This window comes from Xanthobacter sp. 91 (genome assembly GCF_000702385.1).
Classification (GTDB): domain Bacteria; phylum Pseudomonadota; class Alphaproteobacteria; order Rhizobiales; family Xanthobacteraceae; genus Xanthobacter; species Xanthobacter aminoxidans.
Map to the genome: position 1 here is coordinate 1918720 of NZ_JNIB01000001.1, position 14789 is coordinate 1933508.

The window sequence follows — 14789 nt, forward strand, 5'->3', positions numbered from 1 at the left end:
CCAGAAAAGACCGCAAAGCCGTGCCACCCGCACCTGCCGCTCCCCTTGCCGCTCCCCCGGAAGACCGCCGCTCGCCCTTCATCCGGCTGGCCGACCTCCTCGCGGGGATCGAGCCGGGGCGACAGCCGCTGAGCGCCGCCGTGGGCGAGCCGCAGCACGCCATGCCGGATTTCGTCGGCCCGGTTCTCACCAGCAATCTCTCAGGCTTCGGCCGCTACCCCCGCGCCGAAGGCACGCCCACCTTCCGCGCCGCCGCCGCCCGTTGGCTGGCGCAGCGCTACAAGCTGGCGAAGCTCTTGGATGCCGACCGCGAAGTGCTGGCGCTGAACGGCTCCCGCGAGGGCCTGTTCTCCGCCGCCATCGTCGCGCAACGCCTCACCGATCCGGCGAAGGGCGCCAACGGCAAGCCGGCAATGTTGCTGCCCAATCCCTTCTACGCCGCCTATGCCGCGGGCGCGGAGGCCGCCGGCTGCGAGGCGGTCGTGATGCCGACCACGAAGGAAAGCGGCTGGCTGCCGGACCTCGACGCGCTCGATCCGGACCTGCTGAAGCGGACGGTGGCCATCTACATCGCCTCCCCCGCCAATCCGCAGGGCGCCATCGCCTCCGCCGACTATCTCGGCAAGGCGCTGGAGCTGGCGCGGCGCAACCGCGCCTTCCTGTTCTCGGACGAGTGCTATTCGGAAATCTACCTCGGCGCGGAAAAGCCGGCCGGCATTCTCGAAGTGGCCGGCACCGACCTCACCCGCGTCGTGGCGTTCAATTCCCTGTCCAAGCGCTCGTCTTTGCCCGGCCTGCGCTGCGGCTTCTGTGCCGGCGATCCGGCCTTCCTGAAGGACTTCCTCGCCTTCCGCTGGGTGGCCGCGCCGCAGGTGCCGGAGCCCCTGCAGGCGGTGGCCGTGGCGGCGCTGGAGGACGAGGCCCACGTCACCCGCTCCCGTGACCTCTATGCCGCAAAGTTCGACCTCGCCGACCGCATGCTTGCCGGCCGCTTCGGCTATGAGCGGCCCGGCGGCGGCTTCTTCCTGTGGCTCGACGTGTCCCACCTGGCCGACGACCACCTCACCGGCGGCGAGGCGGCGGCGGTGAAGCTGTGGCGCGAGCAGGGCCTGCGCACGGTGCCGGGGGGCTATCTCGCCCGCCGCGACCTCACCGGGGCCAACCCCTCCGCCGGATTCCTGCGCGTCGCGCTGGTCCAGGATCTGCCCACCTGCGAGGAGGTGCTGAAGCGCCTCGTCGCTGCCCTCTGAAGGGAGCCGCGCCGATGCCCATGGCCCGCCGACGCCCGAAGGCAGCCGCCTCCGCCGATGCCGTCATCAACAGCCGGATGGACGCGCCCCACCACCATATGCCCCGGCTCGAACTGATCCCGGAGAGCATCCGGCTGGTGGTGCGCCGGCGCGGGCGGGAGATCGTCGGGACCGGACTGATCCTCGCGACGCTGATCTCCTTCGTCGCGCTCGGCACCTGGTCCGCGGCCGACCCGAGCCTGTCCAACGCCACCCATGCGCCGGTCACGAACCTCTTGGGCCGGCCCGGCGCGATCATCGCCGATCTGCTGATCCAGCTGTTCGGACTCGCGGCGCTGGCCGTGCTGCTGCCGCCGCTCTATGCCGGCTGGCGGCTCGTCACCCACCGCCCGTTCGCGCGCGAACGCCTGCGCATCACCTGCTGGCTCATCGGCGTGCTTGGCACCACGGCGTTCCTCGGTGCCATTCCGCAACCGGACCACTGGCCGGGTCTCACCGGCCTCGGCGGCGCCTTGGGCGATCTCTTTCCCCGCGCCTTCGGCGTCATGCGCGGCGGCGCGCTTGCGGCCCTTGATTCCATGCTGATCGGCGCCGCCGGCCTCGCGATCGGGGCCGCAGGCCTGTTCTTCGCCTTGAGCGGCGGCCGACGCACGCCCCTGAAGCTCGCCCCCGCCTCCGAGCTGCCGGGCGAGGTGGGCGACGAGGACGAGGAGGACGACGGCACCGCCGTTTCCCTCGGTGCCCTCACCCACACCTTCCTCTCGTGGAAGGCGCGCCTCTCCGGTGCCGGGCTCACCCGCCGCGCCGTCCCCGCCCCTGCCGCGTCGGCCGGGCGGGCGGAAGGTGCAGGCGAGCGTCAGGAGCCGCGTCTGGAGGGGGCCGGCGCCCCCGCGCCACACGACGTTCCCGATGCCCCGCTGGATGCTGCCACCGAGAGCCCCGCCGCCCGCCGTCGCGCGGCGCGACGCGGTGGCCGCCGCGCCGGCTACCAGCACCCCTCCCTCGACCTGCTGACGCCCGCCCCCCCGCCAAAGCCCCAGCCATGAGCCCGGAGGCGCTGTCCGAGACCGCGCGCGAGCTGGAGACGACCCTGCAGGATTTCGGCGTGCGCGGCGAGATCGGCCAGATGCGCCCCGGTCCGGTGGTGACTCTTTACGAGCTGGAGCCTGCGCCGGGCATCAAATCCTCCCGCGTCATCGGCCTCGCCGACGACATCGCCCGCTCCATGAGCGCCATCTCCGCCCGCGTCGCCGTGGTGCCGGGCCGCAATGCCATCGGCATCGAGCTGCCGAACCAGAAGCGCGAGAAGGTGCTGCTGCGCGAGCTGATCGCCACCAAGGATTTCGGCGACACCGGGCACAAGCTCGCCATCGCGCTGGGCAAGACCATCGGCGGCGATCCGGTGATCGTCGACCTCGCCCGCATGCCGCATCTGCTCGTGGCCGGCACCACCGGCTCGGGCAAGTCAGTGGCCATCAATACGATGATCCTGTCCCTGCTCTACCGGCTGAAGCCGGAACAGTGCCGGCTCATCATGGTCGATCCCAAGATGCTGGAGCTCTCCGTCTATGACGGCATCCCCCATCTTCTTGCCCCCGTCGTCACCGATCCGAAGAAAGCGGTGGTGGCGCTGAAGTGGGCAGTGAAGGAGATGGAAGACCGCTACAAGAAGATGTCGAAGCTGGGCGTGCGCAACATCGACGGCTTCAACGCCCGGGTGAGGGACGCCAGCGAGAAGGGCGAATCCATCGCCCGCACGGTGCAGACCGGCTTCGACCACGAGACCGGCGAAGCCATCTACGAGCGCGAGGAGATGAACCTCGAGCCCCTGCCCTACATCGTCGTCATCGTCGACGAGATGGCAGACCTGATGCTCGTCGCCGGCAAGGACATCGAGGGCGCCATCCAGCGCCTCGCCCAGATGGCCCGCGCCGCCGGCATCCATCTGGTGATGGCCACGCAGCGCCCCTCCGTGGACGTCATCACCGGTACCATCAAGGCGAACTTCCCCACCCGCATCTCCTTCCAGGTGACCTCGAAGATCGACAGCCGCACCATCCTCGGCGAGATGGGCGCCGAGCAGCTGCTGGGCCAAGGCGACATGCTCTACATGGCCGGAGGCGGCCGCATCAGCCGCGTCCACGGCCCCTTCGTCTCCGACGAGGAGGTGGAGAGCGTGGTGAAGCACCTCAAGGCCCAGGGCGCCCCCGCTTATGTGGAGGCGGTGACCGCCGAGGATGCGGAGGACGAGGACAGCGACAGCGCCGTGTTCGACAAGGGCGGCATGGGCGATGAGGGCATGGACCTCTATTCCCAGGCGGTGGCGGTGGTGATGCGCGACCGCAAATGCTCCACCTCCTATATCCAGCGCCGGCTCCAGATCGGCTATAATCGCGCCGCTTCGCTGGTCGAGCGCATGGAGAACGAGGGCCTCGTCGGCTCGCCCAACCACGCCGGCAAGCGCGAGATCCTGCTGCCCGAGCAGGCAGCCGAATGAGCGTGCCGCGTTGTTTTCCCGCCTGAGCGGTTCCCGGTTCCGGTTGAAGCTTCGGCCCAACCGGAACAGAAGCGGCGCTGGGCGGTTTCTCCGGGCGTCGGCAAGGCCACAGGTTCGCCATAGCCCGGCCGCAAGTTGCGTATTAGACCCCTGTTCATCCGATCAGCCCGCGCGGGGCGGGATCGGAGCGTCGGGAATGACCTTCCTGCCAGCGACACGCCCTGCGCCAGAGATGCCCATGATGCTCATCCGCTCCGCCGCCACCCGATTTGCCCGCAGCCCGAAGCGCGAGACCCGCGCCCCGTCGGAGAAGGCGCGCCGCGTCGCCGCCGCCGGCCTGCTGCTGGCGCTTGGACTGGCCGCGGCCGGTCCGGCCGGCGCCCAGACGGTGCAGCCCCCGGGCGACCTCATGCGGCCCCAGGGCCAGATGAAGGGCGCCGCCCCCGTGGCTGCGGCGCAGCCGGCCGATGGCCGCGCGCCGAAGGCGACGGTGGACCGCGTCACCAACTACTTCAATTCGGTGCAGTCCATGACCGGCACCTTCACCCAGATCGATCCGGACGGCTCCAAGCGCACCGGCGACTTCTACATGCAGAAGCCCGGCCGCGTGCGCTTCGAATACGATGCGCCGAGCCCGGTGGAGCTGATCTCCAACGGCCAGTCGGTGGCCGTGCGCGACCGCAATCTCAACACCCAGGACATCACGCCCCTGTCGCAGACGCCGCTGCGTTTCCTGCTCGCGGAACGCATCGACCTCGGGACCGAACCGCACGTGACCGGCATCTTTCAGGACGACCGCTTCGTGACGGTGGTGATGCAGGAAACCGTGCCCATGTTCGGCACCTACCGGCTCCTGATCCTGTTCGATGCCAAGACCTCGGCCCTCAAGCAGTGGGTCGTTACCGACCCGCAGGGCTATGACACGCAGGTGTCCCTGTCGAACATCCAGGTGAACAAGCGCCCCGACCCGAAGCTCTTCGTCATCAATTTCGAGCGGATGCTGCAGTGAAAGCTGGGGACGACTGCCCGCCCGCCGATCACATCTGCGTGCGGGCGCGGATGGCGGCGGAGAGTGTTCCCTCGTCGAGATAATCGAGTTCGCCGCCCACGGGCACACCCTGGGCAAGGCGCGTGACGCGGGCTCCGGTGTCGCGCAGCACATCGGTCAGGTAATGGGCGGTCGTCTGCCCGTCCACCGTGGCGCCCAGTGCCAGGATGACTTCCGTGACGTCCTGATCGTGCACGCGGGTGACAAGGCTCGCGATGTTGAGGTCGTCCGGCCCCACCCCATCCAGCGGCGACAGAACGCCTCCCAGCACATGATAGCGAGCGTTGAGGACGCCGGCGCGCTCCAGCGCCCAGAGGTCGCCCACGTCAGCCACCACCACCAGCATGCGTGCGTCCCGTGTGGGATCGGTGCAGACCGTGCAAGGGTCGGTCACGTCCACATTCCCGCAGGTGTGGCAGGTGACGATCTTGCTGATCGCGTCGCCCAGGGCGGTCGCCAGCGGCGCCATCAGCGCCTCACGCTTCTTGATGAGATGCAGCGCCACCCGGCGCGCCGAACGCGGGCCGAGGCCGGGCAGCCGGGCCAGAAGCTGGATCAGACGCTCGATCTCGGGGCCGGCGACGGCGCGTGGCATGGCATCCTCGTCCCCGTCTCGCGGGAGACCCTGGGGCGTTCGGCGCCGCTCCGGAGAACCGTGCCGAACCGCAGACCTGAAGCCGCCCCTTGGCCGGAGCGGACCCGCCCCACCTAACGCGGTTCGCCCCGCCGCGCCAGCGTAAACGGCAGGATGCCAAGCCCCGCGCTAGCGACAAGCTCAAGACCGCGGTTCGTTTCGCCAAAGCAGTCGGGGCAGGGGGCCGACGTCGGGGAAACCTCGGCCTTCATCGCAGCCGATAGTTGTACAAATCGACGCATGTACTTGTCACGGACGCCGTAGAAGAACACGGCGTGGCGGCCTCCCCCTAGTATCTCCCCGGCTATGGACGCACGGCCTTGAGCGCCGGCGAGCCGGGAACACTTCCAGGGTCCGTTGTTTTCATCTGTCGGCCCATCGATTCGCTGATCTGCCAAGGATCATCTCGTCGCGATGAACGCGCGACGGCGCCTCCTCGACAGCCGCAAACCCGCTCTATTGCTGGTTTTTGAAGAACTTTTGAGACCCGATTGTATTTATAAGACGAGGTGCTATAGATTAACCGTGAAACTTAGTCAGCCGATGCGGCGTCAGCCCCGGCGGAGCATGTGTCCGAGGCTCATCCTGAACCGGTCGCATTCCAGCCGCTTCCCGCATTGTCCGCGCGCCATAGCGAAGAACAGAAAGGGACTCCCGTGAGCGACTCCGCGTCCAATACTCCGTCGCCGAGCTTCATCGACTTCACCGCGGACATCGTCGCCGCGTATGTGAGCAACAACAGCGTCGCGGCCACCGAGCTTCCCGGTCTCATCGAGTCCGTCTATCGCGCCCTCGGCCAGCTCGGCACCCCGGCCGCGCCGCAGGTGGAAGAGCAGAAGCCGGCCGTCCCGCTGAAGAAGTCGGTGACGCCGGAATACATCATCTGCCTGGAAGACGGGAAGAAGTTCAAGTCTCTGAAGCGGCACCTGCGCACCAGCTACGGCATGACCCCCGAAGCTTACCGCGAAAAGTGGGGCCTTCCGAAGGATTATCCCATGGTCGCCCCGGCCTATGCTGCGGCCCGCTCCGAACTCGCCAAGAACATGGGCCTCGGCCAGACCCGCAAGAAGGCGCCCGTCGCCCCTGCGAAGAAGACCACCCGTCGCAAGGCGGCTGCCTGATTTTTTCAGATTTGGCCGCGTCCTCACAAGAAGACGCGGCCGGGATCTCAACGCAGCAAGGCCGGGCACATGCCCGGCCTTTTTCTTTGTCCAATCCTGTAAACGTCAATCCAAACCGAGCTTGCGGCAGATCTCATCGAGCTGGTCGAGGCTCGCATAGCGGATGCGCAGCTCACCCGCCTCGCCCTTGCCCTCAAGACTGACGGCCAACCCCAGGGCATCGGCCAGCCGCTTCTCCAGCGCGCGGGTGTCCGCGCTCTTGCGCTCGGTGACAGGGGCGGGCGAACTGCGCCCCGTGACCGGGGCAGGGGGCGTCTTCGCTTTGGACAGGGCCTCCACGTCGCGCACCGTCAGACCCTTGGCGATGACCTCACGAGCCACCTTCTCTGGATCGGAAACGGCGAGGAGGGCCCGCGCATGGCCGGCACTGAGCCGCCCCTCCGCCAGATGCCCCTTCACAGCTTCCGGCAGCTTCAGCAGCCGCAGCGTGTTGGCGATGTGGCTGCGGCTTTTCCCGATGACCTTGGAAAGCTCGTTCTGGTTGTATTCGAACTCGTCCATCAGGGCTTCGTAGCCCTGCGCCTCTTCCACCGGATTGAGGTCGGCGCGCTGGACGTTCTCGATGATCGCGATTTCGAGCGCCTCGCGATCGCTGAGATCCAGCACCACCACCGGCACCTCGTGCAGGCTCGCCCGCTGGGCGGCCCGCCAGCGGCGTTCGCCGGCGACGATCTCGAAGGCGTCCGATCCCTTCAGCGGTCGCACCACGATGGGCTGGATGATGCCCTTCTCGCGGACGGAGGCGGTGAGATCCTCCAGCCCCTCCTCCAGGAAGGCGCGGCGCGGGTTGCGCGGGTTCGCCTTCACCTGCTCGATGGGCACGCGGCGCGGGCCGCCACGCGTGCCCGAGCTGCGCGTCGGTGCCGCCTGCGGCTCCCCCATCTCGCCGATCAGCGCGGCAAGCCCCCGCCCCAGCCGGGAGCGCTGTTCATCCGCCATCTTCGTCCGGTCCCTCTGGTCTTCCCTCAGGCCGCTGCCGCTGCCCGTGCCGCCCGTTCGCGCTGGATCACCTCCGACGCGAGCCGCAAATAAGCCTGTGACCCCAAGCACTTGAGATCGTATAGCAGAACCGGCTTGCCATAGGACGGCGCTTCCGAGACGCGCACGTTCCGGGGAATGATGGTCTCATAGACCTTGTCCCCCATGAACTGCCGCACGTCCTGCACCACCTGCTCCGACAGGTTGTTGCGCCCGTCGTACATGGTCAGCACGATGCCGTGGATGGTGAGGCTGGGGTTCAGCCCCACCCGCACCTGCTCCACCGTCTTCATCAGCTGGGAGAGACCTTCCAGCGCGAAGAACTCGCACTGCAACGGCACCACGATCGCGTCCGCCGCCGCCATGGCGTTGACGGTGAGGAGCGACAGGGACGGGGGGCAGTCCACCAGCACATAGGAAAAGCGCGGCGCCTCGGGATCGGCCGCGAGCGCCCGGAGTGCGTCCCGCAGGCGATAGGCGCGGTCGCGCTCGGCGGCGATCTCCAGCTCCAGCCCGGACAGGTCGAGGGTGGAGGGCGCCACATAGAGCTGCGGCACCCCGGTCGGCATCACCGTCTCGCGCATGGTGGCTTCACCCACAAGCACGTCATAGGTGGAGACGTTGCGGGAGCGGCGATCGATACCGAGGCCCGTGGAGGCGTTGCCCTGGGGGTCGAGGTCCACCACCAGCACGGTCTCGCCGATGGCCGCCAGCGCGGTACCGAGATTGATCGCTGTCGTGGTCTTGCCCACGCCGCCCTTCTGATTGGCGAGCGCCAGCACGCGCGGCGCGCCGGCAGGCAGGGAAAAATCGGCTCCCGAGGAATAATCAGCCTGGCTCATGGCCCGTGGTCCCCTTGGATCTGGTTCCGCAGGGCGCGACCCCGCGGATGAGAACGTCCACCTGGCGGCGCCGGCCTTGTCGGCGCGCCTTCCCGGCGGGGTGGCTATTTGCTGCTGCGCCTGGCGCTCCTCACGAGAAGAACCCGCGCCTCTCGGTCGCTGACGCTGGCGCGAAGATCGCAATCGAGTGTCCAGCCTTTGCGGGCTTCGGTCAATTCGCGTTCGGCGTCGCGGCCCTTGGGAAACACCCCGAGCGCACCGGCGGAGAGGAAGGGCTCGGCCAGCTTCAGAAGCTTGGGAAGAGGCGCCAGCGCACGCGCGGACACCACCTGCGTTTCCGGCGCAAGTGCCTGCGCGACCTGCTCGATTCGCTGGGCGTGGACCCGCACCGGCAACTTCGCCACCCGCGCCGCCTCCCGCAGGAAGGCGGACTTGCGGGTGTCGCTCTCCACCAGATGGACATCCGCGCCCGGCCGCTCCGCCAGAACGGCGGCAACCACCAGACCGGGGAATCCGCCACCCGATCCGAGATCCACCCACCTGATCGCGTCCGCCGGAACATGGTTAATCAATTGCAACGAATCAGCGATGTGCCGGCTCCACACCTCCGGCACGGTCGCAGGAGCAACGAGATTGATGGTCTGATGCCACTTGCGCAGCAGCTCGGCGATGAGGTCGAGGCGGTGGAATGTTTCACGTGAAACCAGCCGCTCGACAGCAGCACGTGCCGCATCGTCGCCTCCCGCGCCAGCCCCCTTCATCGGCGCGCCTCCATCCCCGTGATCCACAGCCCGAACGAACCGATCATGCGGAGCGTCCGCCCGCCCGACGCGCATGGGTGGCGATGAGCGCGAGCGCGGCCGGGGTCATTCCCTCCATGCGCCCCGCCTGTCCCACGGTGCGCGGGCGCACCCGCTCCAGCTTCTGTTTCAGCTCGTTCGAGAGCCCCGGCAGATCGGCATAGGACAGCTCTTCCGGCAGCGCGAGCGCCTCGTCCTTCCGCAGCGTGTGGATGTCCGCGGCCTGCCGCTCCAGATAGACCGCATACTTCGCGTCGATCTCGACCTGCTCGGCGATTGTCGGCGGCAGCGCGGAGAGTTCCGGCCAGATCATCGCGAGCCGCGCCATGTCGATGTCGGGGTAAGCGAGAAGGTCGAATGCGCTTCGGCGCTGGCCGTCGCGGTTCAAGGCAAGGCCGTGTCGTGCGCCTTCCGTCGGCGTGAGGGACAGGTCGCGGGTGAGGGTGCGCGCCGCCTCCAGCGCGTGCGTGCGCGCCTCGAAATGCGCCAGCCGCTCGGCGCCGACCAGCCCCAGCGCAGCACCGCGGGCGGTCAGGCGCTGGTCGGCATTGTCGGCCCGCAGGGTCAGCCGATATTCGGCGCGGGAGGTGAACATGCGATAGGGCTCACTGACACCGCGCGTTACCAGGTCGTCCACCATCACGCCCAGATAGGCCTCGGCCCGGTCGAGCACGATGCCGTCCGACCCGCCGGCGCGCCGGGCCGCGTTAAGCCCGGCGAGCAGCCCCTGCGCGGCGGCCTCCTCATACCCCGTGGTGCCATTGATCTGGCCGGCGAGGAAGAGACCCGCCACGCGCTTCGTCTCCAGCGTCGGCGCAAGCTCGCGCGGGTCCACGTGATCGTACTCGATGGCATAGCCGGGGCGCAGCACCGCCACCTGCTCCAGACCGGGGATGGTGCGCAGGAAGGCGAGCTGCACATCGGCCGGCAGGGAGGTGGACAGGCCATTGGGATAGACGGTGGGATCGTCCAGCCCCTCCGGCTCCAGGAAGATCTGGTGGCCGTCGCGATCGCCGAAGCGGACGATCTTGTCCTCGATGGACGGGCAGTAGCGCGGTCCCGTGCTGCCGATGCGCCCGGAATACATGGCCGAGCGGGAGAGGTTCTGCCGGATCAGTTCGTGGGTCGCGTCGGTGGTGCGGGTGATGCCGCATTCCACTTGCGGATTGGGGAGGCGCGTGGTCAGCGCGGAGAAGGGCTCGGGCGGATCGTCGCCGGCCTGCATCTCCAGGCTCGCCCAATCGATGGTCCGGCCATCGAGCCGTGCCGGCGTGCCGGTCTTGAGGCGACCGAGCGCGAAGCCGAGACGCGACAGGGCAGGGGAGAGGCCGAGCGCCGGCTTTTCGTCCATGCGCCCGGCGGGGTAGCTGTCCTCGCCGAGATGGATCAAGCCGTTGAGGAAGGTGCCCGTGGTGAGCACCACCGCGCCGCAGACGAGCTCCCGCCCGTCCGCGAGCCGCAGCCCCGCCACGCGACCATCCTTCACGAGAAGGTCGTCGGCCTCGCCTTCCACCACGTCCAGTCCCGGCTGTTCGGCCAGAGCCTGCTGCATGGCGCGGGCATAAAGCTTGCGGTCCGCCTGCGCGCGCGGCCCCCGCACGGCCGGGCCCTTCCGGCGATTGAGAACGCGAAACTGGATGCCGCCCTGGTCCGCGACCCGGCCCATCAACCCATCCAGCGCATCGATCTCGCGCACCAGATGGCCCTTGCCCAGACCGCCGATGGCGGGATTGCAGGACATGGCGCCGATGGTGGCCTGCGCGTGGGTGACGAGCGCGGTGCGCGCGCCGACCCGCGCCGCAGCGGCGGCGGCTTCGCATCCGGCATGTCCGCCGCCCACGACGATGACATCGAAGGCGAGCGGGTGGGGCGTTCCGTTCATGGTGGTCCGGGACAGAGGGATATTGCCCCTCTGGAAACGCCCCTTCTTGGGCGCCGTCAAGGCTGAGCGGAATGTTTCACGTGAAACACGCCGGCCCGGCGTTCATTTGCCGATGCAGAAGGTGCTGAAGAGGCGATCGAGCACATCCTCCACATCCACCCGGCCGATGGTCTGGTCGAGCGCCCGCACCGCGAGGCGGACATCCTCTGCCCGAAGCTCCTCATGCCCGCCATGTGAGCCCATGGCCCGCTCCAGATGGCGGGCCGCATCTTCCAGAGCGAGACGCTGGCGCTCCCGCGTCACCAGCGCCGGCTCACGGCCGCACAGCGCCTCGGCCCGCGTCGCGATGGCCGATACGACATCCTCGATCCCATCCCCGGTGACGGTGGAAAGGCCGATGAAGCCCTGGGGTACAGTCCCGCCCTGGTCGATCTTCGTCCGCACGCATATGGCGGTGGCGAAGGCGGCGGGCGGCGGAGTCCCCTCGTCGCTGAGCCAGAGCACCGCATCCGCGACCTCCGCACGGGCGAGTGCCCGGCGTACCCCCTCGGCTTCCACGGCGTCCACCGTCTCGCGCAGGCCGGCCGTGTCGAGCAGCGTCACCGCCTGGCCAGCGAGTTCCAGATGCACCTCCAAAACGTCGCGCGTCGTGCCGGCGATGGGGGAGACGATGGCGGCATCCCGCCCGGCGAGGCGGTTCAGCAGGGACGATTTTCCCGCATTGGGCGGGCCGGCGATGGCCACCACGAGTCCATCCCGCACCCGCTCGCCCCGCGCCGCATCCGCCAGCGCGGCAAGCAATTCGCGATGGAGGCCGCCGATGAGGTCCAGCGCCGGCCGGGCCACATCCTCCGCCACATCCGCTTCGTCGGAAAAATCGATGCCCGCTTCCAGAAGGGCGAGGGCGGAGACCAGCCCCTCCCGCCAGCCCGTCACGCGGCGGGAGAGAGTGCCCGAGGCGAGCGCCATCGCCTGCCGGCGCTGGGCCTCGGTCTCGGCGGCGATGAGATCGGCGAGGCCTTCCACCTCGGCAAGGTCCAGCTTGACGTTGGCGTGGGCCCGCCGGGTGAATTCGCCGGCCTCGGCCGGGCGAAGGCCGGGAAGCGTGCCGAGCGCACGCAACACCGCCGCCACCACCGCGCGCCCACCATGGAGATGCAGCTCCACCACATCCTCCCCCGTGGCACTCGCGGGGCCGGGGAAGAAGAGCACCAGTCCGCGATCCAGCTCCTCGCCCGTCGCGGGATGATGAAGGGCCGCATAGCGGGCCACGCGCGGCGGAGGCAGCGTGCCTGAGAGCGCCAGCGCCGCGGCGCCGGCCTCCGGCCCCGAAAGGCGGAGCACGGCGACGCCGGCAGGCAGTCGGCCCGAAGACAAGGCGAAGATGGTGTCGCTGGCGGTTTCACCGGACATGGCCTGATCCTCCAGACGAGTGGCTGCGGATTTGCACGGCGTCTGGACCAGATGCCCCGCACCCCGTTTCTTCGCCCGAACCTTTATCCTGCGATCACGTTGCCTTCAAAGCCGGCCGAAGCCGAAGGATTTCCGACATGAGCCTCAATCGCCTGTCCCGCGAGACGAGCCCCTATCTGCTCCAGCACAAGGACAATCCGGTGCATTGGTGGCCCTGGGGGGAGGTGGCGTTCGCCGAGGCGCGCGCCACCGGCAAGCCCGTCCTCCTGTCGGTCGGCTATGCGGCCTGCCACTGGTGCCATGTGATGGCCCACGAGAGCTTCGAGAATCCCGAGATCGCTGCCCTGATGAACGCCCTGTTCGTGAATATCAAGGTGGACCGGGAGGAGCGGCCGGACGTGGACCAGATCTACATGTCCGCGCTCCAGCAGCTGGGGCAGAGCGGGGGGTGGCCGCTCACCATGTTCCTCGATCCCGAAGGCCGGCCGTTCTGGGGCGGCACCTATTTTCCGCCCAAGGCGAGCTACGGCCGGCCCGGCTTCACCGAAGTGTTGCAGCAGGTCTCCTCCGTCTTCTCCGAGAGCCCGGAGAAGGTGGAGAAGAACACGCAGGCGATCCTCGCCCGGCTGAAGAAAGCGGCCCAGCCGACGGAAGGCGTCGCCATCGGCATCGACGATCTCGACGATGCCGCCCGGCGCCTCGTGCCGCTGATCGATCCCGTGCATGGCGGCCTGAAGGGCGCACCGAAATTCCCCCAGTCAGGCCTGCTCGAACTGCTCTGGCGCGCCGGCACCCGCAACCGCGACGATGCCATGAAGGCGCTGGTCGCCCTCACCCTGAACCGCATGTGCGAAGGCGGCATCTACGATCATCTCGGCGGTGGCTTCGCCCGCTATTCGGTGGACGAGATCTGGTTCGTCCCGCATTTCGAGAAGATGCTCTACGACAACGCGCTGCTGCTGGAGCTGCTGGCGCTCGCCTATGCCGACACCGGCGACACCCTGTTCCTCCAGCGCGCCCGCGAGACGGTGGGCTGGCTGAAACGAGAGATGCTGGCCCGCTCCGGCGCCTTCACGGCGAGCCTCGATGCCGATTCGGAGGGGCACGAGGGGCGCTTCTATGTGTGGTCGCTGGCGGAGATCGAGGAGGTTCTCGGGGCTGAGGATGCGGCGTTCTTCGCGCGCATCTACGACGTGACGAAGGCCGGCAACTGGGAGGAAGGAAACATCCTCAACCGCACCGATGCCGGGGTGGTCACGGCCGAGGACGAAGCGCGGCTCGTGCCCCTGCGTGAAAAGCTGCTCGCGCGACGGGCGGGGCGGGTGCGGCCGGAGCGGGACGACAAGGTGCTGGCCGACTGGAACGGGCTGATGATCGCCGCACTCGCCCGCGCCGGTGCCTTCCTGGGCGAGGAGGAATGGATCGGTCTCGCACGCACGGCCTTCGGCGCGGTGACAGCGCACATGGTGAAGGACGGCCGGCTCGCGCACTCCTGGTGCGGGGACAAGATGGTGACGCCAGGTCTTGCCTCCGACCTCGCGGCTATGGCCCGCGCCGGCATCGCGCTGGCCGAGGCGACGGGGGACAAGGCGCCCTTCCGGCTGGCGGCAACCTTCCTCGATGCGCTGGAAAAGCACCACCTGGACCCCGCGACGGGGACCTACTTCCTCACCGCGGACGACGGGGACAGCCTCATCGTTCGGCCCTCCGCGACCCATGACGAGGCGGTGCCGAACTACAATGCGGTCGCCGCCGATGCCCTCATCCGGCTTGCCGCCCTCACCGGCGATGACAGCCTGCGCACGCGCGCCGACCGCATTCTCACCGGCCTGTCGGGCGCGGCCGCGCGCAACGTGCTCGCCCACGGCGCCACCCTGAACGCCATCGCCACGCGTCTCGGCCTCGCCGAGATCGTCACCACCGGTGCGAAAGGGGAGGCGCTGGCCCAGGCTGCGCTCAAGGTCCCGTTCCCGCTCCGGGTCGTGGTGCGCGCCGAAGGGGTGGCGGCGCATGTCGGAAGCGTCACCGCAGCCCGGATCGCGTCCGCACCGGAGGGGGGAGCGGCCTTCGTGTGCGTCGGAGAGCGCTGTTCACTGCCCGTGACCGAGCCGGACGGGATAAAGGCGGCAGTGGCGGCGATTTTGGGCTGAAAGCCCCATTGCGAGGCGCCACCGGAAGACCCCACCCTCTAAAATCGATTGGGAGAGTCACCAGCGGGTGGGGAAAACCGGATGACCAAATGAGCCGGACCGAGGGCGATATCG

At 68.7% G+C, this 14789-nt stretch carries 10 protein-coding genes and 1 pseudogene; 5 read left to right on the forward strand and 6 right to left on the reverse strand.

The window, feature by feature from the left end:
• Positions 1-20: 20 nt before the first annotated feature.
• From A37E_RS0109145 to A37E_RS25250, 3 genes and pseudogenes are all read left to right on the forward strand, one after another.
• Complete coding sequence (locus A37E_RS0109145) at positions 21-1250, forward strand: aminotransferase class I/II-fold pyridoxal phosphate-dependent enzyme (RefSeq protein WP_245279300.1); 1230 nt, start codon at positions 21-23, stop codon at positions 1248-1250.
• A 98-nt stretch (positions 1251-1348) separates the two neighbouring features.
• Positions 1349-3747 (forward strand): annotated as a pseudogene (locus A37E_RS25245) (DNA translocase FtsK 4TM domain-containing protein).
• Positions 3748-3985: 238 nt separating this feature from the next.
• Entirely contained in the window at positions 3986-4756 is a 771-nt protein-coding gene (locus tag A37E_RS25250) for an outer-membrane lipoprotein carrier protein LolA (protein ID WP_051678899.1), read from the forward strand.
• 28 nt (positions 4757-4784) lie between these two features.
• On the opposite strand, the gene recR is transcribed toward A37E_RS25250, so the two are convergent.
• The gene (gene recR, locus A37E_RS0109160; RefSeq protein WP_029556322.1) at positions 4785-5390 is read right to left on the reverse strand and encodes a recombination mediator RecR; all 606 of its coding nucleotides are present in this window, start codon (positions 5388-5390) and stop codon (positions 4785-4787) included.
• A gap of 695 nt (positions 5391-6085) precedes the next feature.
• Here recR and A37E_RS0109165 point away from each other — a divergent pair.
• Positions 6086-6550, forward strand: a complete 465-nt coding sequence (locus A37E_RS0109165) for a MucR family transcriptional regulator (RefSeq protein ID WP_024281441.1) — start codon at positions 6086-6088, stop codon at positions 6548-6550.
• Between the two features lie 105 nt (positions 6551-6655).
• Here A37E_RS0109165 and A37E_RS0109170 read toward each other — a convergent pair whose 3' ends face one another.
• The 5 genes from A37E_RS0109170 to mnmE all read right to left on the reverse strand — a co-directional run bounded on the left by A37E_RS0109170 (position 6656) and on the right by mnmE (position 12525).
• Positions 6656-7549: a ParB/RepB/Spo0J family partition protein gene (locus tag A37E_RS0109170; RefSeq protein WP_029556323.1), complete on the reverse strand. Its 894-nt coding sequence runs from the start codon at positions 7547-7549 to the stop codon at positions 6656-6658.
• Positions 7550-7575: 26 nt separating this feature from the next.
• Positions 7576-8430 (reverse strand): ParA family protein, encoded by an 855-nt coding sequence (locus A37E_RS0109175; protein WP_029556324.1) that lies wholly within the window; start codon positions 8428-8430, stop codon positions 7576-7578.
• A 104-nt stretch (positions 8431-8534) separates the two neighbouring features.
• Positions 8535-9191 (reverse strand): 16S rRNA (guanine(527)-N(7))-methyltransferase RsmG, encoded by a 657-nt coding sequence (gene rsmG, locus A37E_RS0109180; RefSeq protein WP_029556325.1) that lies wholly within the window; start codon positions 9189-9191, stop codon positions 8535-8537.
• Between the two features lie 43 nt (positions 9192-9234).
• A complete protein-coding gene (mnmG, locus tag A37E_RS0109185; protein ID WP_029556326.1) occupies positions 9235-11112 on the reverse strand; it encodes a tRNA uridine-5-carboxymethylaminomethyl(34) synthesis enzyme MnmG in 1878 nt (625 codons plus the stop codon).
• Positions 11113-11214: 102 nt separating this feature from the next.
• On the reverse strand, positions 11215-12525 hold the full coding sequence (gene mnmE / locus A37E_RS0109190) for a tRNA uridine-5-carboxymethylaminomethyl(34) synthesis GTPase MnmE (RefSeq protein WP_029556327.1): 1311 nt from the start codon (positions 12523-12525) through the stop codon (positions 11215-11217).
• A gap of 137 nt (positions 12526-12662) precedes the next feature.
• On the opposite strand from mnmE, the gene A37E_RS0109195 reads away from it, so the two are divergent.
• The gene (locus A37E_RS0109195; RefSeq protein ID WP_029556328.1) at positions 12663-14675 is read left to right on the forward strand and encodes a thioredoxin domain-containing protein; all 2013 of its coding nucleotides are present in this window, start codon (positions 12663-12665) and stop codon (positions 14673-14675) included.
• Positions 14676-14789: the final 114 nt, after the last annotated feature.

What these genes read in the sequence shown, in the direction of transcription:
- A37E_RS25250 (WP_051678899.1), top strand. Translation starts at nt 3,986, where the DNA reads ATGATGCTCATCCGCTCCGCCGCCACCCGATTTGCCCGCAGCCCGAAG.
- recR (WP_029556322.1), bottom strand. Translation starts at nt 5,390, where the DNA reads ATGCCACGCGCCGTCGCCGGCCCCGAGATCGAGCGTCTGATCCAGCTT.
- A37E_RS0109170 (WP_029556323.1), bottom strand. Translation starts at nt 7,549, where the DNA reads ATGGCGGATGAACAGCGCTCCCGGCTGGGGCGGGGGCTTGCCGCGCTG.
- A37E_RS0109175 (WP_029556324.1), bottom strand. Translation starts at nt 8,430, where the DNA reads ATGAGCCAGGCTGATTATTCCTCGGGAGCCGATTTTTCCCTGCCTGCC.
- rsmG (WP_029556325.1), bottom strand. Translation starts at nt 9,191, where the DNA reads ATGAAGGGGGCTGGCGCGGGAGGCGACGATGCGGCACGTGCTGCTGTC.
- mnmG (WP_029556326.1), bottom strand. Translation starts at nt 11,112, where the DNA reads ATGAACGGAACGCCCCACCCGCTCGCCTTCGATGTCATCGTCGTGGGC.
- mnmE (WP_029556327.1), bottom strand. Translation starts at nt 12,525, where the DNA reads ATGTCCGGTGAAACCGCCAGCGACACCATCTTCGCCTTGTCTTCGGGC.
- A37E_RS0109195 (WP_029556328.1), top strand. Translation starts at nt 12,663, where the DNA reads ATGAGCCTCAATCGCCTGTCCCGCGAGACGAGCCCCTATCTGCTCCAG.